General features: G+C 67.5%; 18 protein-coding genes. 9 read left to right on the top strand and 9 right to left on the bottom strand.

Features of this window, described 5'->3' with window-relative positions; all coding sequences use genetic code 11:
- Positions 1-17: 17 nt before the first annotated feature.
- On the top strand, positions 18-2,084 hold the full coding sequence (locus JL100_RS18675; RefSeq protein ID WP_202679117.1) for a 2Fe-2S iron-sulfur cluster-binding protein: 2,067 nt from the start codon (positions 18-20) through the stop codon (positions 2,082-2,084).
- Positions 2,085-2,131: 47 nt separating this feature from the next.
- Here JL100_RS18675 and JL100_RS18670 read toward each other — a convergent pair whose 3' ends face one another.
- The 6 genes from JL100_RS18670 to JL100_RS18645 all read right to left on the bottom strand — a co-directional run bounded on the left by JL100_RS18670 (position 2,132) and on the right by JL100_RS18645 (position 8,948).
- Complete coding sequence (locus tag JL100_RS18670; RefSeq protein ID WP_202679115.1) at positions 2,132-3,520, bottom strand: M20 family metallopeptidase; 1,389 nt, start codon at positions 3,518-3,520, stop codon at positions 2,132-2,134.
- Positions 3,517-4,527, bottom strand: coding sequence for an ABC transporter ATP-binding protein (locus tag JL100_RS18665; RefSeq protein ID WP_228420781.1), 1,011 nt, complete (start codon positions 4,525-4,527; stop codon positions 3,517-3,519). Before JL100_RS18665 ends, JL100_RS18670 begins: the two co-directional genes overlap by 4 nt.
- Positions 4,524-5,498, bottom strand: a complete 975-nt coding sequence (locus tag JL100_RS18660) for an ABC transporter ATP-binding protein (RefSeq protein WP_202679113.1) — start codon at positions 5,496-5,498, stop codon at positions 4,524-4,526. The genes JL100_RS18665 and JL100_RS18660 overlap by 4 nt, the downstream gene beginning before the upstream one ends.
- Before the next feature lie 2 nt (positions 5,499-5,500).
- Complete coding sequence (locus JL100_RS18655; RefSeq protein WP_202679112.1) at positions 5,501-6,421, bottom strand: ABC transporter permease; 921 nt, start codon at positions 6,419-6,421, stop codon at positions 5,501-5,503.
- A gap of 3 nt (positions 6,422-6,424) precedes the next feature.
- Complete coding sequence (locus JL100_RS18650) at positions 6,425-7,342, bottom strand: ABC transporter permease (protein WP_202679110.1); 918 nt, start codon at positions 7,340-7,342, stop codon at positions 6,425-6,427.
- Between the two features lie 82 nt (positions 7,343-7,424).
- The gene (locus tag JL100_RS18645; RefSeq protein ID WP_202679100.1) at positions 7,425-8,948 is read right to left on the bottom strand and encodes an ABC transporter substrate-binding protein; all 1,524 of its coding nucleotides are present in this window, start codon (positions 8,946-8,948) and stop codon (positions 7,425-7,427) included.
- A 181-nt stretch (positions 8,949-9,129) separates the two neighbouring features.
- On the opposite strand from JL100_RS18645, the gene JL100_RS18640 reads away from it, so the two are divergent.
- From JL100_RS18640 to JL100_RS18620, 5 genes are all read left to right on the top strand, one after another.
- Entirely contained in the window at positions 9,130-9,915 is a 786-nt protein-coding gene (locus JL100_RS18640) for an IclR family transcriptional regulator (protein ID WP_202679099.1), read from the top strand.
- Positions 9,912-11,108, top strand: coding sequence for a M20 family metallopeptidase (locus JL100_RS18635; protein WP_202679097.1), 1,197 nt, complete (start codon positions 9,912-9,914; stop codon positions 11,106-11,108). Before JL100_RS18640 ends, JL100_RS18635 begins: the two co-directional genes overlap by 4 nt.
- 48 nt (positions 11,109-11,156) lie before the next feature.
- A complete protein-coding gene (locus JL100_RS18630) occupies positions 11,157-12,305 on the top strand; it encodes a Do family serine endopeptidase (RefSeq protein ID WP_202679089.1) in 1,149 nt (382 codons plus the stop codon).
- 431 nt (positions 12,306-12,736) lie between these two features.
- Positions 12,737-13,030: a toxin-antitoxin system TumE family protein gene (locus JL100_RS18625; protein WP_202679082.1), complete on the top strand. Its 294-nt coding sequence runs from the start codon at positions 12,737-12,739 to the stop codon at positions 13,028-13,030.
- The gene (locus JL100_RS18620) at positions 13,027-13,371 is read left to right on the top strand and encodes an HVO_A0114 family putative DNA-binding protein (RefSeq protein WP_201079003.1); all 345 of its coding nucleotides are present in this window, start codon (positions 13,027-13,029) and stop codon (positions 13,369-13,371) included. The genes JL100_RS18625 and JL100_RS18620 overlap by 4 nt, the downstream gene beginning before the upstream one ends.
- Before the next feature lie 338 nt (positions 13,372-13,709).
- Here JL100_RS18620 and JL100_RS18615 read toward each other — a convergent pair whose 3' ends face one another.
- The 3 genes from JL100_RS18615 to JL100_RS18605 all read right to left on the bottom strand — a co-directional run bounded on the left by JL100_RS18615 (position 13,710) and on the right by JL100_RS18605 (position 16,299).
- Positions 13,710-14,417: a hypothetical protein gene (locus JL100_RS18615; protein ID WP_202679080.1), complete on the bottom strand. Its 708-nt coding sequence runs from the start codon at positions 14,415-14,417 to the stop codon at positions 13,710-13,712.
- A gap of 23 nt (positions 14,418-14,440) precedes the next feature.
- The gene (locus JL100_RS18610) at positions 14,441-15,181 is read right to left on the bottom strand and encodes a DUF4145 domain-containing protein (RefSeq protein ID WP_202679078.1); all 741 of its coding nucleotides are present in this window, start codon (positions 15,179-15,181) and stop codon (positions 14,441-14,443) included.
- Positions 15,182-15,408: 227 nt separating this feature from the next.
- Positions 15,409-16,299: a LysR family transcriptional regulator gene (locus tag JL100_RS18605; protein WP_202679077.1), complete on the bottom strand. Its 891-nt coding sequence runs from the start codon at positions 16,297-16,299 to the stop codon at positions 15,409-15,411.
- 164 nt (positions 16,300-16,463) lie between these two features.
- Between JL100_RS18605 and JL100_RS18600 the strand changes: the two genes are divergently transcribed.
- The 3 genes from JL100_RS18600 to JL100_RS18590 all read left to right on the top strand — a co-directional run bounded on the left by JL100_RS18600 (position 16,464) and on the right by JL100_RS18590 (position 20,160).
- On the top strand, positions 16,464-17,240 hold the full coding sequence (locus JL100_RS18600; RefSeq protein WP_202679075.1) for a sulfite exporter TauE/SafE family protein: 777 nt from the start codon (positions 16,464-16,466) through the stop codon (positions 17,238-17,240).
- A gap of 140 nt (positions 17,241-17,380) precedes the next feature.
- Positions 17,381-18,286, top strand: a complete 906-nt coding sequence (locus JL100_RS36560; protein WP_202679073.1) for a terminase small subunit — start codon at positions 17,381-17,383, stop codon at positions 18,284-18,286.
- A 179-nt stretch (positions 18,287-18,465) separates the two neighbouring features.
- Positions 18,466-20,160 (top strand): serine protease, encoded by a 1,695-nt coding sequence (locus tag JL100_RS18590; RefSeq protein WP_202679071.1) that lies wholly within the window; start codon positions 18,466-18,468, stop codon positions 20,158-20,160.
- The last annotated feature ends 282 nt before the right edge of the window (positions 20,161-20,442 follow it).

The raw sequence follows: 20,442 nt of genomic DNA, 5'->3' as shown, positions 1-20,442 counted from the left end.
TCAAGGGGGACTTCACCATGTCGGTCGATCCAGCATCCGGGTCATCACCCTTCCATCCCGGAGAGATCCGCCTCCAGCGCCTGCTCGGCGTCGCCGAACGGGTGGCGCCGCAGGGCAGGGCGATCCGGGACCATATGCCCGATCAGCACCGCGACTTCTTTCGGCAATTGCCGTTCGTGGTCCTGGGCTCGGTCGATCCCGCCGGGGATGGCTGGGTGACCCTGCTGGCCGGACACCCCGGGTTCATGAACAGTCCGGATCCCCGGACCCTGTCCGTCACGGCTCCGCGCGACGGCCGCGATCCCGCCCTGGCGCACCTGAAGGACGGCGACGCGATCGGGCTGCTCGGCATCGAACCGCACACCCGGCGCCGCAACCGCTTGAACGGCCGGATCTTCGGCAGCCGTCCGGGCGGGTTCGATGTCCGCGTCGAGCAATCCTTCGGCAATTGCCCGCAATACATCCAGAAGCGCGACAACGCCTTCGTCCGCGACCCCGGCGATACCGACGCGCTGCCCGACGCCGTCGTCACCGAAGGGCTGGATGAACGCGCCCGCCGGCTCATCGCGGCGGCGGACAGCTTCTTCGTCTCCTCCCACATGGATGACGCCGCCGGCCGCCATGTCGACGCCTCGCATCGCGGCGGCAAGGCCGGCTTCGTCCGCGTCAATGGCGACGGGTCGCTGACGATCCCCGATTTCGCGGGGAACCTCCAGTTCAACACGCTGGGCAACTTCGTGCTCAACCCCAAGGCCGGGCTGGTCTTCCCTGATTTCGAGACCGGCGACCTGCTGCAGCTGACGGGCGACGCCGAGGTGATCCTCGAGTCCGAGGAGATCGCGGCGTTCCAGGGCGCTGAACGCCTCTGGACCTTCAGGCCCCGCAAGGTCGTCTTCCGGCCCGGCGCGCTGGCCCTGAGAGGGGCGATGCTGCCGGACGGCTGGTCGCCCAACAGCCTGATGACCGGCGATTGGGAGGAGGCCGGGTCAAGGTTGGCCGCCGCGGCGCTGGGCTCGCGCTGGCGCCCCTTCCGGATCGCCAAGCTCGTCGACGAGAGCGACGTGATCCGCTCCTTCCACCTCGAGCCGGCGGATGGCAACGGCATCATTCCCCACTTGGCGGGCCAGCATCTTCCGATCCGCGTGCTGCCGGACGGTCACGCCGAGCCGGTCGCGCGCACCTACACCCTGTCGACCGCCCCCTCCGACGGGTATTACCGGATCAGCGTCAAGCGCGAGGGGCTGGTCTCCCGGCATCTCCACGACCGCCTCTCGGTCGGCGACATCATCGAGGCGCGTGCCCCGGCGGGTGGCTTCACGATCGACGCCGCCGAGCGTCGGCCCGCCGTCCTGCTGGCGGCGGGCATCGGCATCACGCCCTTGCTCGCCATGGCGCGCCATCTGGTCCACGAGGGTCTGCGCACGCGGCGCATCCGTCCGACCTGGCTGTTCGTCTCGGCGCGCACCCTCGCCGAACGGGCGTTCGACAGCGAGATCGCCGAACTGGTCGAGCGGTCGGACGGTGCCGTTCGCCTGATCCGCGTGCTGGGCGACCCCACCGGTGCCGTGGAGCGGCGTGACTACGATGTGGCGGGGCGGATCACCCTGGACCTGCTGCGGGCGGTCCTGCCCTTGGACGGCTACGATTTCCTCATGTGCGGCCCGCCGGCGTTCATGCGGGACCTGTACGACGGACTGCGCGCCATCGGCACACCGGACGACCGCATCCACGCGGAGGCCTTCGAGCCGGCGTCCCTGGCGCGAACGGGCGACGGTCCGGCGGTACAGCCGATGGCGCCCTCGAAAACAGCCGTGCCGGTGGTCTTCGCCCGCTCCGGCAAGGAGGCGCTTTGGGAGCCGGGAACCGGCGCGCTTCTCGATCTCGCCGAGTCCGCCGGCTTGGCGCCGGACTTCAGTTGCCGCTCCGGAAGCTGCGGCACCTGCGCCACCAGGGTCCTGTCAGGCAAGGTCACCTACGAACACCCGATCCAAGCCAAGGTTACGGAGGACATAGCACTGATCTGCAGCGGGGTCCCGGCCGACCGATCCGCCGGCGGCGGCGATAAGCTGACGCTGGATCTCTGAGGCCACGACACCCGAAGGGATCGGCCTCGGAGACTCCGCCGCCGGCGTCAGCGGGCCGGCACCTCGGCTTCCCCCAGGTCCCAGTACAGCCCGGCCATCATCGCCAGGCCTTCCCGGGCGATCGCCACCGGCAGATGCTCGTTCGGGGCGTGCTGGGAGCAGGACGGATAGGAGTGCGGGACCCAGACGGTCCGCATGCCGAGGATCTCGGAGAAGGTGTCGTTCGGCAGCGACCCGCCCAGATTCGGCAGGATCGCCGGCTTCTTCCCCGTCGTCCGGGCGATCGAGTCCACGGCCCAGGTGACCCAGGGGTCCTCGGGATCGAGCCGCGTCGCCCGGAAGATCTCCTCCCGCGACAGTTCCGCCCGGACCATCGGGAAGCCGTGCCGGTCCAGGTGCCGGCGCACGGCGGGAAGCACCGCCTGCGCATCGACCCCCACGACGAAGCGCAGCTGAAGTCGCGCCCAGGCCCGCGGCGGGATCGCGTTGACCGGCGTCTTCGGATTGCCGGTCTCGTAGGCCAGCACCTCCAGCGAGCACCAGCCGAACACCCGCTCGGCCGGGGTCAGGCCGGGCTCGCCCCACCAGGGCTCGACGGCGGGACCGTCCGGCCCTCCGTCCACCTCGCAGTCGGCGAGCGCCCGGCGCACGCTCGCGGGCACCTCGGCCGGCACCAGCTCGGGCACGCGGATCTGGCCGGTCGGGCCGACCAGGCTGGCGATGGCATGGGCCAGCTGGATGCCCGGGTTGGACAGCAGCCCGCCCCAGTTGCCCGAATGATGCCCGCCGTCCCGCGCGTCGATCCACAGGTCGAAGGTGACGCCGCCGCGGGAGCCGAGGAAGACGGTCGGCCGCTCCGCCGACAGCCGCGGCCCGTCGGAGGCGATCAGCACGTCGGCGGCCAGCCGGTCCCGATGCTCGGCGCAAACTTCCCGCAGGCCCGGCGAGCCGGTCTCCTCGCCCATCTCGATCAGGTACTTGGCGTTGAAGCCCAGCTTGCCGCGGGTCTCCAGCACCGCCTTCAGGCCGCCCAGGTTGATCGAGTGCTGGCCCTTGTTGTCCACGACGCCGCGGCCGTACCAGCGATCGCCGACCTCGCGCATCTCCCAGGGCGAAAGCCCCTCGCTCCAGCCGTCGTCCAGGCCCCGGATCACGTCGCCGTGGCCGTAGCCCAGCACGGTCGGCCGCGCCTCGTCCTCGATCCGCTCGGCGATCAGGAACGGACCCCCGGCGCGCGCGTGCCGGACGGTGTCGCAGGTGAAGCCCAGCGCTTCGAGCGCCGGCCGCATCTCCTCCTCGACATAGGCGTCGAGCATGGGCGTCCGCTCCGGGTCCTGGCTCTCCGTCCGCAAGGCGACGCGGCGGGCGAGGTCCGTGCGGAAGGCGCCGGAATCGAAATAGTCTGTCGCACGGGCGATGGCGGCGTCGCGGCTCATGACGGGCGGTTTCCCTGTTTGTTAACGGCGTTGTACTCGGAATCGTGCAGGTGGCAGGCGACGAGGCCCGCCGGGTGCTGCCCCAGCGCGCGCGGCACGACGGTCGGGCAGGGGCCGAAGGCGTTCGGGCATCGGGGATGGAAGACGCAGCCCGGCGGCGGGTTCAGCGGGTCGGGGAAGGCCAGGCCCAGCCCCGTCTCGGGAATGCCCAGCCCCGGCTCCGGCGTCAGGATCGACGCCAGCAGCGCCCTCGTGTAGGGGTGGCGCGGGTCCGCGAACAGCTCGGCGGTGTCCGCCAGCTCCACGACGCGGCCCAGATACATCACGGCCACCCGGGTGGCGATGTGCTCGACCACGGCCAGGTTGTGGCTGATGAAGACGTAGGTGAGGTTCAGCTCGCGCCGCAGGTCCAGCAGCAGGTTCAGGATCTGCGACTGGACGGAGACGTCGAGCGCCGAGGTCGGCTCGTCGCAGACCACGATCTCCGGCTTCATCACCAGCGCCCGCGCGATGGCGACGCGCTGGCGCTGGCCGCCCGACAACTCGCTGGGAAAGCGGTCGGCGAAGCGCGCCGGCAGGCCGACCAGGTCCATCATCTCCAGCGCCCGCCGCCGCCGCTCGGCCGAGGTGCCGATGCCGTGGACGTCCAGCGGGAACGACACGATGGAGGCGATCCGCCGCCGCGGGTTCAGCGAGGAATAGGGGTCCTGGAACACCGGCTGGACCTGTCGCGCCACCGCCCGGCGGTCCAGCGTCGAAAGCTCCTGCCCCTGGAAGCTGATCGTCCCGGTCGAGGGCGGCAGCAAACCCAGCAGGATGCGGGCCAGGGTGGACTTGCCGCAGCCGGACTCGCCGACGATCCCCAGCACCTCGCCCTTGCGGATGGTCAGGTCGATGCCGTTGACCGCGTGGAGCGTGCGCTTCCGGTTGAACAGGCCGGCGCCGACCCGGAACGAGCGGGTGACCCCCCGCGCCTCGATCAGGGGAATGTCCATCATCGCGGTCATGCGTCCTCCAGGATGCAGCGCCAGGCGTGGTCGCCCCGGGTCTTCACGGGCGGGGCCTCGGCGCAGACGGGCCGGGCGTGGGGGCAGCGGTCGCGGAACGGGCAGCCCTCGATCCCGCCGACCAGCGACGGCACCACGCCGGGGATCACGCCCAGCCGCTCGCCGGGCTTGGTCCGGCCCGGCAGCGGGATGCAGTCCATCAGCCCTTGGGTATAGGGATGGCGCGGGCGGGCGAAGATCTCGGCCGCCGTGCCGTTCTCCACCACCTCGCCGGCATACATCACGGCGACCCGGTCGGCGATGCGGCCGACCACGCCCAGGTCGTGGGTGATCAGGACGAGGGCGATGCCCAGCTCGCGCTGAAGCTCGGCGAGCAGCCGCAGGATCTGCGCCTGGATCGTCACGTCCAGCGCCGTCGTCGGCTCGTCGGCGATCACCAGGTCGGGGCCGCACATCAGCGCCATGGCGATCATGATGCGCTGCCTCAGCCCGCCGGAGAGCTGGTGCGGATACTGGCCCAGCCGGTCGCCGGCCGCGGCGATGCCGACCTTCTCCAGCAGCTGGACCGCCCGCTCGCGGGCCTCCGCGGCACCCGCCTTCTTGTGCCGGCGATAGCCCTCGGTCAGCTGGTCGCCGATCGTGTAGGCCGGGTTCAGCGCGGTCATCGGCTCCTGGAAGATCATCGCCATGCGGTTGCCGCGCAGCGCGTTGACCGCTCCCTTGCCGCTGCGGGCGAGATCGATCCCGTCGAACGCCAGCCGCGAGACGCGCCGGGTCGCCGCCCGGGGCAGCAGGTCCATGATGGCGAGCGAGGTGACCGACTTGCCGCAGCCGGACTCGCCGACCAGGCACAGCGTCTCGCCGCGCCCGACGGAGAACGACACGTCGCGGACGGCTTGCAGGGTTCCCCCGGCGGTCTTTATATCGACCGAAAGGTTCTTCACTTCCAGGATGGGGCGTTCCACGGTCATGGTCAGCCCCGTCCTTCCGGCGCCACGACGTCGCGCAGCCCGTCGCCCGCCAGATTGATCGACAGCACCAGCAGCGCCAGCAGCGTTCCGGGTATCGCGATCAGCCAGAACGAGAAGAACATGTAGGTCTTCGCCTCCGAGATCATCAGGCCCCAGGACGGCAGCGGCGGCTGCACGCCCAGGCCGAGGAAGGACAGCGCCGCCTCCAGCAGGATGGCGCTCGCCGCCTCCAGCGTGGCGACGACGATCAGCTGGGGGAACACGTTGGGCAGGATCTCGCCCAGGATGATCCGCGGCGTCGAGGCGCCGGCCGCCTCCGCCGCCGTCACGTAGTCGAGCGCGCGGGCCTGCTGGGTGGCGCTCCGCATCACCACCGCGAAGCGGTCCCACTTGAGCAGGCCCAGCACCAGGATCACCACCGGCAGCGAGCCGCCGACCATGGCGACCACGGCCAGCGCCACCAGGATCACCGGCATGGCGAGCCGGGTCGTGATCAGGAAGGTCACGATCAGGTCGGCCTTGCCGCCGAAATAGCCCGCCAGCAGCCCCATGGTCGTGCCGATCAGGCCGGAGATGACCATCACCGACAGGCCGATCAGCAGCGAGATCCGGGCGCCGTAGAGCAGGCGGGAGAGATAGTCGCGGCCCAGATTGTCGGTGCCGAGCAAATGTTCCCAGCTGCCCTTGGCGTACCAGAACGGCGGGACCATGCGCTGCGACAGGTTCTGGGCATAGGGATCGTGCGGCGCCAGCACCGGCGCCAGCAGGGCCACCGCGACGATCACCAGCAGCAGCCCGACGCCGAAGACGAAGCTCTTCTGGCCGAACATGCGCCGGCGCAGCCGGGCGCCGGCGCTCAGCTCGGCCACGGCGGCGACGCTCGCGGGGGCGGAGGCGGCGGGGGGAAATGCTGTTCCGGTCATGGCTCAGGCCACCCGGATCCGCGGATCGAGCCAGGCATTGGCGATGTCTCCCAGGAGGGTGAGCAGCACGTAGATCACCGACAGCATCACCACCACGGCCTGGATCACCGGGAAGTCCTTGTGGGTGATGCTCTGGTATGCCAGGAATCCCAGCCCATCCAGGGCGAAGATGGTCTCGATCACCACCGACCCGCCGAGCAGGTATCCCAGCTGCACGGCGGACAGGGCGACCACCGGCACGATGGCGTTGCGCAGCGCGTGCTTGAACACGACCATGCGGGTCGGCAGGCCCTTGGCGCGCGCCGTCCGCACATAGTCGGCCGACAGCACCTCGACCATGCCGGCCCGGACCAGCCGCATGAAGGCGGGCGCCGCATAATATCCCAGCGCCACCGTCGGCATCACGAAATGCAGCCAGCTCCCCGAGCCGGAAACCGGCAGCCAGCGGTAGGTGATCGAGAACAGCATGACCAGCAGCAGCGCGAAGAAGAAGTTCGGCATCGCCTGCCCGAACACGGCGACCGCGAGCGCCGCCCGGTCGATCCAGCTGTTGGCGAAGACCGCCGCCAGCACGCCCAGCGGCACCGCGACCAGCAGCGCGAAGCCCAGCGACAGCAGCCCCAGCATCAGCGTCACCGGCGCCTTGGCGAGCACCAGGTCGACCACGTCGGTCTTGAAATAGAGCGACTGCCCGAAGTCGCCGCCCAGCGTCTGCCCCAGCCAGATCAGGTACTGCACCGCCAGCGGCCGGTCCAGCCCATAGGCCTGCCGGATCGCCTCGATATCGATGTCCCGGGCACCCTCGCCGGCGATCGCGATGGCGGCGTCGCCCGAGGTGCGCAGCAGGACGAAGGAGATGATCGAGACCGTGAGCGCCACGAGCAGCGCGAGGCCGAGCCTCTTGAGGATGAAGAGTGCCACGTCGAGGTCCTTTTCTGCGAAAGCCGGACGGGGCCGCGACCCCGTCCGGTCCTGAGCCGGCGCCCCGCCCGAAGGAGGGGCCTCAGTTCCAGGTCATCTCCCAGAAGCGCGGCATCTCGTCGGCATAGGCCTTGAACTCCAGGTCCTTGGCCGCGACGTAGTAGACGGGAAGCGAGTAGAGCGGCACCGCGTAGGCCCGCTCGGCGATCAGCGCCAGCGCCTTGCCGTAGGCTTCCTTCCGCGCCTCCGGATCGACGCTGGTGTCGCCCTTCCGCAGCAGGTCGCGCACCTCCGGGTCCCGCGTGATGTCGTCGCTCTCGAACTTGAAGTAGACCGGGGTCGAGGCCGACACGTCGTTGACCGAGAACGAGCCCCAGGTCTGGTGCGTCAGCATGGCCTTGTTGCTTCGGATCTGCTCCCGCATCGCCGCGTATTGCAGGAAGTTCAGGTTCGCCTTGATCCCGGCGGCCTGGAGATAGCCGATCATGGCCTCGGTCTGGTTACGCTCCCGGTAGGCCACGATGTTCAGCTCGATCCCGTTGGGGAACCCGGCCTCCTTAAGCAGCTGCCGCGACTTCTCCGGATCGTACTCGTAGCGCGGCGCGCCCTCGTCGGTGCAGCCGAACTGCTCGGGGAAGCAGATCGTGTGGATCACCCGCGACCCGGCGCCGACGATCTCCTTGACCATGGTCTCGCGGTCGATCGCGTGGATGATCGCCCGGCGCACCCGCTCGTCCTTCAGGGCCGGGGCCGGCGTGCCCTCCAGCGTGTTCATCTGCATGAAGACGATGCGCATCGTCTCGCCGCTGACGACCTTCAGGTGCGGCACCATCTCGATCTGGTCGGCCTGGTCCTTGGGCACGTGCATGATCAGGTCGACGCCCTCGGACAGCACCTCGGCCATCTGGGTCTGGCGGTCGGGAATGAACCGGATCTCGACTGTCTCGATCGGCCCCTGCTTCTTGGGCGAATCCTTGAAGTAGTCCGGGTTCTTCTCCAGCGTGATCGACTTGCCCATCTCATGCGCGGCCACGCGGAACGGGCCGGTGCCGACCGGCTTCTGGTTCTGCCCCTGCGGGCCGACCTTGGCGTAATACTCGTTGGGGTGCATGACCACCGGGCCGGACAGGTACTCGACCGCGGCCGGGAAGACCTGCTTGGTCGTCACCCGGACCTTGTACTTGTCCAGCTTCTCAGCCTTCTCGATCCAGGCGACGTTCTGCTGGGTCGTGACGCCGTTCTCCGGCTTGGAAACGAAGTTCAGCGTATAGACCACGTCGTCGGCGTCGAATTCCTCGCCGTTGTGGAACTTGACGCCCTCGCGCAGGTCGAATTCCAGCGTGCGGTCGTCGACCTGCCGCCAGGACTTGGCGAGCTGCCCCTTGTACTCGCCGGTGTTCGGGTCGCGGTAGATCAGCGTGTCCCAGACATGCTGGCCGATGATGACGCCGATCCGGACATTGTTGAAGAAGGGATCGACGCTCTCGGGAGCCTGGTCGTAGGCGAGGTGGACGCTGTTGTCGGACTTGCCGGCCAGGGCCGGCTGGGTGAGCAGGCCGGTGCCCGCCAGAAGGGCCGCCGCGAGCAGGCCATTACGAGTTTTCATCTTCGGTCTCCCTCCGTTGCTTGCTGTGTGCATGCCGATGAAGTCTCCCCGGGACGTTTTCCGTCCGTTGCCTTTTCGGGTCGCCATGAGATTGCGTATTGCAGGGCGATACCGATTTGTGATCATTTAATACCGTATATTGATTGCGGGCAACCCCAATAATCGGCCCTTCGGAGGATCCATGACGCGGGACGCATTGCTGGTGCAGTCGGTGGAGAAGGCGTTGCGCGTCCTCCAGGCCTTCGACGGCGGGACCCGCTTCCTCGGGCTGACGGAGATCGCGACCCGCTGCGGCGTGGACAAGAGTGCCGCCCAGCGCTTCGCCCACACGCTCCATCTCGCGGGATATCTGGAGAAATGCCCGGAAACGCGGCGCTACGGCCTGGGCAAGCGGCTGCTGGAGGTGACCTACAACTATCTCCGCTCCAACCCGCTGATCGAGGCGGCGACGCCCGTGCTGATCGAGCTTCGGCGGTTCTCCGGCCAGCACATCAAGCTGTCGCTGTTCGACGACACCAGCGTGATCTACGCGATCCGGCAGCAGAGCGAGCGGGAATATTTCGCGGCCTCGCTGGTCGGCCGCCGGGTGCCGACCTTCTGCACCGCGGGCGGCCGGGCGATCCTGGCGGAGCTGGATCCCGCCCGCGCGGCCGACATCGTCGCGCGCTCCGACCTGTCCCCGCTGACGCCCAAGACGCTGGTCGATCCCCGGCTCCTGCTGGAGGAGATCGCCGCCGTCCGGCGCCAGGGCTACGCGGTTACGGCGGAGCAGGTGCTGCTGGGCGAGGTGGTGATCGGCGCCGCCGTGATCGACGCCGGCGGCAACCCGGTCGCGGCGGTCCATATCGCGGGCTCGCTGGCGGAATGGACGCCGGAGGAATACGCCCGCAAATTCGCCGGTCCGGCGATCGAGACGGCCCAGGCGCTCAGCCGGGCCACCGTGAAACGAATCAGGGAAGCATCATGAAGGACGCGAACGAACACGAGATCCGGTCCTGGCTGGCCGAGCGGGAACCCGCCATGCTGGCGCTGCTGGCCGAGCTGGTCAACATCGACAGCGGCTCCTACGACAAGCCCGGCGTGGACGCGGTCGGCGCGCGGCTGGCGCAATTCTTCGAGTCCGCCGGGATCGACGTCCAGACCGAGCCGGTCGCGGAGCGCGGCGACGTGATGCGCATGGCCACGGTTCCCGATCATGCCGGCCCCGATCATGCCGGCACGGACCGGGACGCCGCCGCCCCGGCCATCCTGCTGATGGGCCACCGCGACACCGTGTTCCCCAAGGGCGAGGCGTCGCGCCGGCCCTTCCGCATCGACGGCGGCCGGGCCTACGGACCCGGAGTCGCCGACATGAAGGGCGGGCTGGTCATGAACGCCTTCGTCATGGCGGCCTTCAAACAGTTCGCGCCCGGCGTCCCGCTGGTCGCCCTGATGACCGGGGACGAGGAGATCGGCTCGCTCGCCTCCCGGCCCTTCATCGAGCGGGAAGCCCGGAAGGCCCGCGCGGTCTTCAACGCCGAGCCGGGGCGCGTGTCCGGCAACGTGGTGACCGGGCGCAAGGGCGGGCTGCACTTCACCTTCGAGGTGACGGGGAAGGCGGCCCATTCCGGGGTCAACTTCACTGACGGCGCCAGCGCGATCGGGGAGATGGCGCACAAGATCCTGGCCCTGCACGGCCTGACCCGCGTGCCCGAGGGCATCACCGTCAATGTCGGCCTGGCCGGTGGCGGCCAGTCGCACAACACCACGGCCCCCCACGCCCGGGGCGAGATCGACACCCGCTACGTGACCAACGACCAGCGCGACCATCTCGTCGCCTCGGTGGAGCGGATCATGGCGGAGGTCCAGGTGCCCGGCACCCGCTCGCGCGCGACCCTGCTGAGCGAGTTCCTGCCGCTGGTGCCGACGCCCGCGAGCGAGGCGGTGACCGGCGCCTATCTCGCCGTCGCGGCCGAGCTGGGCCACCCGATCTCGGGCGAGTTCACCGGCGGCTGCGCCGATTCCGGCTTCACCGCCAGCCTGGGAGCGCCCACCCTGTGCGGCACCGGCCCGGTCGGCGGCAAGGCCCATACCGCCGACGAGTATATCGAGGTTCCCTCCCTGCTCGCCCGTGCCCAGATCCTTGCCACGACCGTTCTGAGGATGGCCCGCCCCGCCTGACCCAGAGGGGAAGTCTGGAACCGCAAGCCGAGCAGGAGTGTGCCCGACATGCCCGCAGCAAGCCCCCCGATCGCGCTCGTCCTGGCGCTTGGCCTTTCCGCCGCCCTGGCGGTCGGCGGGTGCGCGGTCCCGGCGCCGGACGCCTCCCCGGTCCCGGGAACGCCGACGCTCGCCCCGATGCTCCGCGAGGTGACGCCTGGCGTCGTCAACGTCGCGGTGACGGGGCGCGCACAGGCCCTGAACCCGCTGCTCAACGACCCCTTCTTCCGGCGCTTCTTCGATCTGCCCGACTTGCCTCAGCCGCAACGTCCCCCGCAGCCGCCGCGCCGGACCTTCTCCAGCGGCTCCGGCGTGATCGTCGATGCCGGGCGGGGCTATGTGCTGACCAACAGCCACGTGGTCGCGGAGGCCGAGTCGATCGAGGTCACCACCAAGGACAACCGCCGCTTCGAGGCCCGGCTGGTCGGGCGGGACACGGGAACCGACATCGCCGTGCTGCGGATCGTGCCGGGCGACGGCTCCCAGGGAGCCGCCCTGGGAGACCTCCAGGCCGTGCCGTTCGGCGACAGCGGCGCACTGGAGGTCGGCGACTACGTCGTCGCCATCGGCAACCCGTTCGGCCTGGGCCAGACCGTCACCTCGGGCATCGTCAGCGCCCTCGGCCGCGGCGGCCTGCGGGTCGAGGGGTACGAGGACTTCATCCAGACCGACGCCTCGATCAACCCCGGCAATTCCGGCGGCGCGCTGGTCGATCTCCAAGGCCGACTGGTCGGGATCAACACCGCCATCCTGGCGCCCAGCGGCGGCAATGTCGGCATCGGCTTCGCCGTGCCCGCCAACATGGCGAGGACCGTGATGGACCAGATCATCCGGTACGGCGAGGTCCGGCGCGGCCGGATCGGGATCTCCGTCCAGGACCTGACGCCCGACATCGCGGCGGCCCTCGGCACCCGCTCGACATCAGGCGCCATCGTCGCCGAGGTCGAACCCGGCTCCCCCGCTGACCGCGCCGGCCTGAGGCGCGGCGACGTGGTGATCGCCATCGACGGGGCGGAAGTCCGCAGCGCCACCCAGGTCCGCAACCATGTCGGCCTCAAACGCGTCGGCGACCCGGTGACGCTCACCGTGGAGCGCGACGGCGCCCGCGACACCCTGAGCGCCCGGATCGAGGAGGAGCCGAAGCCCACCGGCGACTGATCGACACCCGGCTGGGTTGCATCGTAGGTCGGCCTCGGCCGAAGGCCGACGCCGACGCCCATTCCGGAACGTCGATGCAGGGTGTCGGCGTTCGCCCTTGCGGGCGATGGCCAACCTACGCGGAGCGAAAGAAGTTCAAGCAACCCGCGCCGCACAGAGTTCCCAAATCGGCAACCTTCCCGAAGGAGTCGGAAACCGACGTACCGGCATGCAAGGCATTCCCGAAGCAGCATCTCACCAAGATGCATTTGATGAGCTTGATCAGTGCTGCAAGGCTTGGTGATCGGGAAGAGGCTCGCCGTCCAGCATCATCCACGCGAGCAATCACGGCATCCTCGCGCCAACGCAGCGAATCTCGCCGATTGATTGTTATGGTGTCTCTCGCCATATGGTTATTGAAACCATAGGAAAATCCTGATAGAAGTTCAGGGATGAGCAAGGCGCGCCCCTTGATCGACCGCAAGGTCATCTATGACGACGGTGGGATCCTTCAAATCCGGATCTGGTCGGTGCCGTCGCCGGTCATGGCCAGCCGGCACAAATACAAATACAGCCTGTTTTATGGCCGCGATGGCGTGCGGCTGGTTGGTTACGACAATGAGCGAGGCAAGGGCGATCACAAACACATCCGCGACGATGAATTGTCTTATCCATTCACGGATCTCGACAGGATGATTGATGATTTCATGGCCGATGTGACTGCGATACGGGAGGGAAAGCTGTGAGCACGCTGGAGATTCATGTCGGGGTCGATCTCGCGCGGGAGGCTGGCTCGATCAAGGATGCGCTACGCCGGCATGAAGCTGGAGAAGCGGTTCAAGAGGCTCATATCACTTTCGAGTCCTGGGAGGGACTGACACAGGTTCTGACCAGCAAGCGTCTGGAAATCCTGCGGCATCTTCACCGCAACCCGGAGACCAGTATCCGGAGCCTGTCGAAGGCTCTTAACCGTGACTACAAGAATGTCCATCAGGATGTCACGGCGCTGATCTCGGCCGGTCTGATCGATGATCATGACGGGTTGCGCGCCGAGTACGACTCTATTGAAATGAAGATGGCACTTTGAGAATGGATCAGGCCAGACCTTGCCCGACGGCGGATTGCCCCAATTGGAACAGTCAGCATGGGGCGTCAACTTGTCGCCGCCGGGTGGAGGCCCTTACCGCATAGGCTCCAGCGAGCCGGTCCTCGCCTTGCGCTGCCGCCAACCGGATGCTCGTGCTCGGACTGACGCCGAACCGCCGTGCCGCCGCTCGACACGAGTTCCCGCTCTCGATCGCTCTGATGATCCGCACACGCAAATCAGACGAATAGCCGTGAGCCAGGATCCACCTCCGAACACGGTGAATCACCCCCCCCCCCAGCCCAAAGCGCAACATTGATTGGGGTTTTACACTCGCCGCTCTAGCCTACGAGTGCGGAGTTGTTCTTGGTCGCCTCAAGCTCAGCTTCGTTTGCCTCGATCCAACCTTCGAGTTTTTCCATGAGCGGAGGCCAGACCTCGTTGTACTCATGATAGAATATCTCCATGCACAGCTTCATCGATTTCAGATGCCGATCGCCGTACAGCTCCATCCAGCGGTTCGAGAAGTGCGTCTCGTACTCGTTGAGGTCGATCTTCGAGTACCCCTTGCACAGTCCTTCATAACTGGGGTGGGCGCTCTCGGACAGGTCGGCATACAGCGCCATGAGGCCTGGGTACCGCTTGCCGCACTTCTCCAGCACCGTGACGATGTTGAGCGAGCGTGGCATCTGATCGTTGTTTCGCGACCCGAGCAGCAGCGTGCTCGTCTTGTCCCCAAAGGCATGGAAGTTCAGTTTGCCGTCCAGCACCTGTTGCATGATCTGGTCGAGGTAGATCAGCGTGGCGAGCGACTCGAACCCGCTCCGAAGGAGGATGCGCGCCCCAAGTCCATGCCCCTGCTGATGCAATGCGTAGGATTGCGTCAGCAGGTCGTTCAGCCGCCAGAACGCTGCCTCGCGGAGCATCCAGACCCGAAAGGGTGCCTTCCACTTGTACGCGACGGCATTGCGGGACAGCAGGTCACCGACCGGAATGCTCCGGACGAGCGATTCCTTCCAGTTAGCGAGGTTCTGTTCGATAACGTTCATTAGTCCGGTCACCGATACCGCTGTCAGGATGTCTTGTCTGGTAGGTTTGCCGCTGGTATTTCTTGTCTTTTAGGCTTAGCGGGAATGTTGCTCTTTATACTGAGAGCCTTTTGACCAACTATAAATGCTCGCTGGAGGAATACTTCCATTGCATACATTAACTGAACGATCTCGTGGCTTTCAGGTGCCCATCCCCTATGAGCCGCTGCATTCCCAGCATCAGTCACGACTTTGAGAATATCTTTCTCAGTATCACCTATCCAGCCACCATTCTTAAGCTCAGCCAGCTTTTCGAAAAACGACTTGGCAGGATCAATGCCAAGAACTTCAGTTCCGCGGTCTAGCGCAGTTCGAAGACCGATAGCAGCTAGAATGTATGCACCATTGTCATAAGCAATATACATCTCGGTAATTATGTCGTGTAACTGCCCATCGACTTTGGCCATTGCGTCGAACCAAGCAGGCTTAGTCTTGCTCTCCGGGCGCGGATAGGTCTCTCTTGTCCGCAGGGGCTCGCCCTGTGTGTCGCCCTGCTCGTCATACCAGTAATCAACGTCCTCGCTATTCCAACTCGACGACTCGTAGAATACGGTTTCACACCCCCTGCATTCGAGAAGTGAATGATCGACACCGCCACTCATCGAATAGCCCCGACGGTCTTCCCATTCCCAAGATTTGTAGATGTGACCGTGAACCACGCAAACGCGCTCCCCGTCGCAGTGCGGGCAGTGAGCCTTAACCATCTTCTCTTCAATACCTGCCATGCCCCCCTCCCGCCTTGATGTGCTTCCAACAGCATCAACTGAATGGCCCACTCTCCAGACGACTGCCACTTTATCGGTACCCAAAGTAGCGGCTGCAACCCGAATCGCAAAAGGTGGCCCTCAAATACCCAACAAGACGGGCGTTCCAAGGAACTTCTCAAAGCCCTGCTCTCCGTCAGAGCAGCGACTGTCCCGGATAGCCATCACGGTTTCCGCGAGAACCCTCGTCAGCCCCCATCCGCCCCCAACGCCTCCACCAGCAGCCGCGCCTGCGGGGAAAGCTGGTCGAACCGCCGCAGGCAGATCGTCAGGTGCCGCAGCGCCCACGCATCCGTCAAGCCGATCACCCGGATCGGCAGGGTCGCCGCGCACCGCCGCGCCGCCATCTCCGGCACCACGCCAAGGCCGACGCCCTGGGCCGCCAGCCGGCAGACCGCATCGAAGCCGCCCATCCGGACGCGCAGTTTCAGCGTCCGCCCCATGCGCGCCGCGTGGCGCCGGATATGCTCCTGCAAGGCGCTGTGCCGGCCCAGGCCGACGAACTCCGCGTCCACGATCTCGCGGAACGCCACTTGCCGGAATGCGGCGGCCGGATGATCGGGAGGGGCCACGACCACCAGCCGGTCGATCCGGAACGGGCGGGTCTCCAGATCGCCGACATCGACGCCGTCCGCGACGATGCCGATATCCGCCAAGCCTTCCGCGACGCCCTCGACGATCCGGGGGCTCGGCTTCTCGTCCAGGTCGATATCGATATGCGGGTTGACAGCAAGGAAGCCCGCCAGCGAATCGGGCAGGAACTCGGCCACGGCCGCCGAATTCGCCCACAGCCGCACATGCCCCTTCAGCCCGCGCGCATAGGCGCCCAGCTCTCCCCGCATCCGCTCCATCTGCTCCAGCACCGTCCGGGCATGGAAAGCCAGGGCTTGGCCAGCGGGCGTCGTCCGCACGCCGCGCCGCCCGCGTTCGAGCAGCGGAACCCCCAGTTCCTCCTCCATCGCGCGGATTCGGGCGCTGGCAGACGCCAGGGCCAGACCGGCCTGTTCGGCCCCCCTGGTGATGTTGGAGGACTCCGCGACCCGCAGGAACAAGCGAAGGTCCGTCAGGTCGAAGCGCATGGGGGCACCCTCCGGGGCTGGACCGGCAGGCTTCGGCTCATCCGAAGGCTGCCACCGTGACTCCCACATTGCGGCGGATGCCTGAGACCGTCAATTTCGGCGCAAGGCCGCACAGGGCATACAGGACGCACCGGCCGCGCAGGCCGCGCACAGCCGGAGGACCCATGTTCACCACCACCATCGCCACCATCACCACCATCGGCACCATCATCGCCGCCATCGCCTTCCTGATCGCCGGCTTCGTGAAGGGAGTCATCGGGCTCGGCCTGCCAACGGTCGCCATCGGCCTGCTCGGTCTGGTCATGCCGCCCGCCGAAGCCGCGGCGTTGCTGGTGGTGCCGTCCCTGGTGACCAATGTCTGGCAACTGGCGGCGGGACCCAGCTTCAGGACGCTGCTTCGGCGGCTCTGGCCGATGCTGGTCGGCATCTGCATCGGGACCTGGGCCGCGACCCTGGCCGGCGCGGACCTGATGGCCGGCGGGGAAGCGGACCATGCGGCCGCCGCGCTGGGCATCGCCCTGCTGGCCTATGCGTGCTTCGGGCTTTCCCGGGCGCGGTTCACGGTTCCCGACGGGGTGGAAAGGCGGTTCTCGCTCCTGGTCGGCGCCGCCACCGGCGCGGTCACCGCCGCCACCGGCGTGTTCGTGATCCCGGCGGTTCCGTGGCTCCAGGCGCTGGAGCTTCGGCGGGACGATCTGGTCCAGGCGCTCGGCCTGTCCTTCCTGACCTCCACGGTCGCGATGGCGGCGGGGTTGGCGGAAGGCGGCGCGTTCGACGGGGCCGTGGCCGGGGCGTCGCTGCTGGCCCTGGTCCCGGCGCTTGCCGGAATGGCGCTCGGCCAGCGGGTGCGGACCCATGTGCGGCCCGAAACCTTCCGGCGCTGCTTCTTCCTGGGGTTGCTGGCGCTGGGCGGGCATCTGGCCTTGCGGCCGCTGCTTTGAAAACAAGCGGATTCTCCCGCCACGCCATGCCACGCGGCCAGCGGATGCGATCGTACCGACGGGAGATGTTCGGCTTGAATATAGTCAGGATTATAGGATAATAATCCACTACCTCTTCCGCGTCCCGAAAGGCCCCTGCCATGTCCGCCCCAGCCCCCGTCGAACCCACCTCCAAGCCCCGGCCGGCCGCATCCTCCCGTCCGCTGCTGACCCCGCGCCAGGAAGCTTTCTGCCACGCCATGGCCGGCGGCGTCGGCGGGGCGGAGGCGGCGCGGCAGGCGGGTTATTCGGCGAACGGCGCCAAGCAGCGGGGCGCCTTCCTGATGCGCCAGCCGGAAATCCGGGTGCGGATCGACGAGATCCGGGCAGCCCGGAGGGCCGAACATCAGGCACGCCTCGACCAAGCCGACCGGCAGGTGGCCCGCATCATCGAGGACGCCCTGGAGACGAAGCGCCTGGGGGTGGCCCTCCGCGCCGTCGAGTTCGGCCTGAAGCTGTGCGGCGTCATCCAGGACAAGCGGATCACCCACCATTATAACGGCTGCCTCGACAGCCGGCCCCATCCCGACGCCGATCTGGAAGGGCTCGCCGCCGACCCGGAGGAGGAACTCGACCCCCTCCGCTTCCGTCCCGGCTCCACGCGGGAGCCCATGGCGGAGGATGCCGGCAACGCCGCCATGATGACCGATGATGACCTTTCGGCACCTTCCGTACCGTCCACGCCCCCCGAGCTTTCCGCGCCCGCTCCGGCGAAGCCCGCCGACCCGGCACCGCAGGCGTCCCCGGAGCCCGGCGCGTCCCGATCCGCAGCCGCGCAGCCGGCGGCACCGTCCGGAAGGATGACCGATGATGACCTTGCGCGGGAGTTGGAGCTATTGACCTCCGACCTGTCCGCGCTCCTCGGCTCGACGTCGCTGGCCGGCTCCGTCCCGGCGTTCGGCCGGCCCCCGGGCGTCGTTTCCGGCGCCAAGTCGGGCAGCGTCCATCCCACCTTCCGCGCGCTCGCCGCCGCAGGGCCGAGCTTGTCGGACAGCCTCTGCGGCTGACCGGCTTTCCCCGCCACCGGATGCGCAACGGGGCAGCAAAGCGCACGCATAAGAGGATCGATTGCTGGAAAACTCCCTGAAAAGAATATAGCGTCGGATGACACGCAGCCTGGATGATGATCGCCCGACGCGCATCAGGTGTCGGTCCGCCATCCGTCCTGCCCACCGAAGGAACGTCCATGACTCCAACGACAACCGGTCTTCCCAAACCGCCGGACCTGCCGGAAATGGTCGATGACGTCCTCGATGCCGCCCGCAACCTGGATACCGCGCGGCTGGACGAGGCGACCGAGATCCTTGTCGCCCATCTGCGGCGCCAGTCGGACCCGCCGGACACGCCCCTCGTCAAGAGGGTTCTCGGGGAACTGCGGCGCTGGCGGCATTTCGGCGCCCTGCAACGGTTCGCCGACGCGATGATCCGGATGGGCTGCGACTCGCACCTCATATACCGCCAATACGCCCAGGCGCTGATCAACCGGGGGGAACTCATCCCCGCTCTCGACCTGCTGAAACGGCTGGAGGAACGCGCCCGGGACGACCGCGACGAGTATCCCGAGACATGCGGACTGCTCGGCCGCACCTACAAGCAGATCTTCGTCGAGGCCCGGGGCAGCCGGCTGGGCATGGGCGAGTCGGCGCTGGGCCAGTCCGTCGCGTGGTACAACAAGATCTACGAGGCCGATGCGGAGCGGGTCTGGCACGGCGTCAATGTGGTCGCCCTGCTGTGCCGCGCCGAGCGGGACGGCATCCGCATCCCGTTCGCGCCCGACGCCGCGCAGCTGGCCGCCCGCATCAGGGACCATATCGGCCGGCGCTGGACGGAGGTACTGCCCGCCTGGGACTACGCCACCGCCGCCGAGGCCTGCATCGCGCTGGAGGACTGGTCCGGGGCGGAACGCTGGCTCGGCAAGTACCTGGCCGCGCAGGACGTGGACGCCTTCGCCATCGCCGGCACCCTGCGCCAGCTTACGGAAGTCTGGGATCTGCGGATCGGCGGCGGGCCGGGCGGCGACCTGTTGCCCGTGCTCCAGGCAGAACTGCTCCGGCGCGAGAACGGCCGCATCAGCCTCGCGCCCGGTCAGGTGAAGGGCATGCAGGCGGCCGATTCAAGCACCTTCGAGCGCGTCCTGGGAAATACCGGCCTGACGACCTATCGATGGATGTGCATGGGGATCGAACGCGCGCGGGCGGTCGCCAGGATCCAATCTCACGATGGAAATCGCAACGGGACCGGCTTTCTCCTGCGCGGGGGCGACCTGCATGAGTCCTTCGGCGACGAGATGTTCCTGCTGACCAACTCCCATGTGGTGACTGATGATCCTATGGATACGGAGGCATCGAGCATCGACGAGGCCGAGATCAGTTTCGAGGCCCTGGCCGAGCCCGGCTTCACCGCTCCCCGATACTCGGCGACCGAAGTGGTCTGGAGTTCCCCTCCCGGGGATCTCGACGCCATCCTGTTGCGCCTGGACGAAACACCGGGAGGGGTCAAGCCTTGTCCGATCTCAAGGACACTGCCATTCCTGGAGGAGGGGCAGCGGGTCTACATCATCGGCCATCCCTCTGGCCGAGACTTGAGCTTCTCCATCCAGGACAACCGGCTGCTTGATCATGAAGGACCACCCGACGGGCGTCCAAGCCGGCCCGGCCGCTGCTTGCTGCATTACCGTGCTCCCACGGAGCGCGGAAGCTCCGGCAGTCCGGTGTTCTCCGCGCAAGCCTGGAGAGTCGTGGGGCTGCACCGTGCCGGCTTCGAGGAAACGAGCATGTTGAATGGAAAACGTGACACTTATGCCGCGAACGAAGGGGTCTGGATACAGTCGATCCGCGACGACGTAGTAAGGTCCGTGGAAGCCGGAACGGTGCGCCGATAACCGGGCAGCATCCGCCTGTACATCTTCGTATACGCTGTAAGCCCTCGCGTACAGCTTGGGCAAGCCCCTGATTGTTCGCAGACTTCCCCGCCTCTGGGCTCATTGCTCGGTGGCGGCGTAAACCTCCGCATACATCGCCAAGCCCCCAAGCCGCCCCGGAAAGCGCCGTAACACCGCGTTTTCCGGAGTGGCACGGCGTTTGCTGAATTCTGGTTAACGAAGACCGGTTCCGGGCCGGCGATCCAGGTCGCCCGCAGGTCCGCCCGGCCTTCCCGGAACACG

The organism is Skermanella mucosa, assembly GCF_016765655.2.
GTDB lineage: Bacteria > Pseudomonadota > Alphaproteobacteria > Azospirillales > Azospirillaceae > Skermanella > Skermanella mucosa.
The sequence above is the reverse complement of the archived record's forward strand: the minus strand, read 5'-3'. Positions and strand labels throughout refer to the sequence as shown.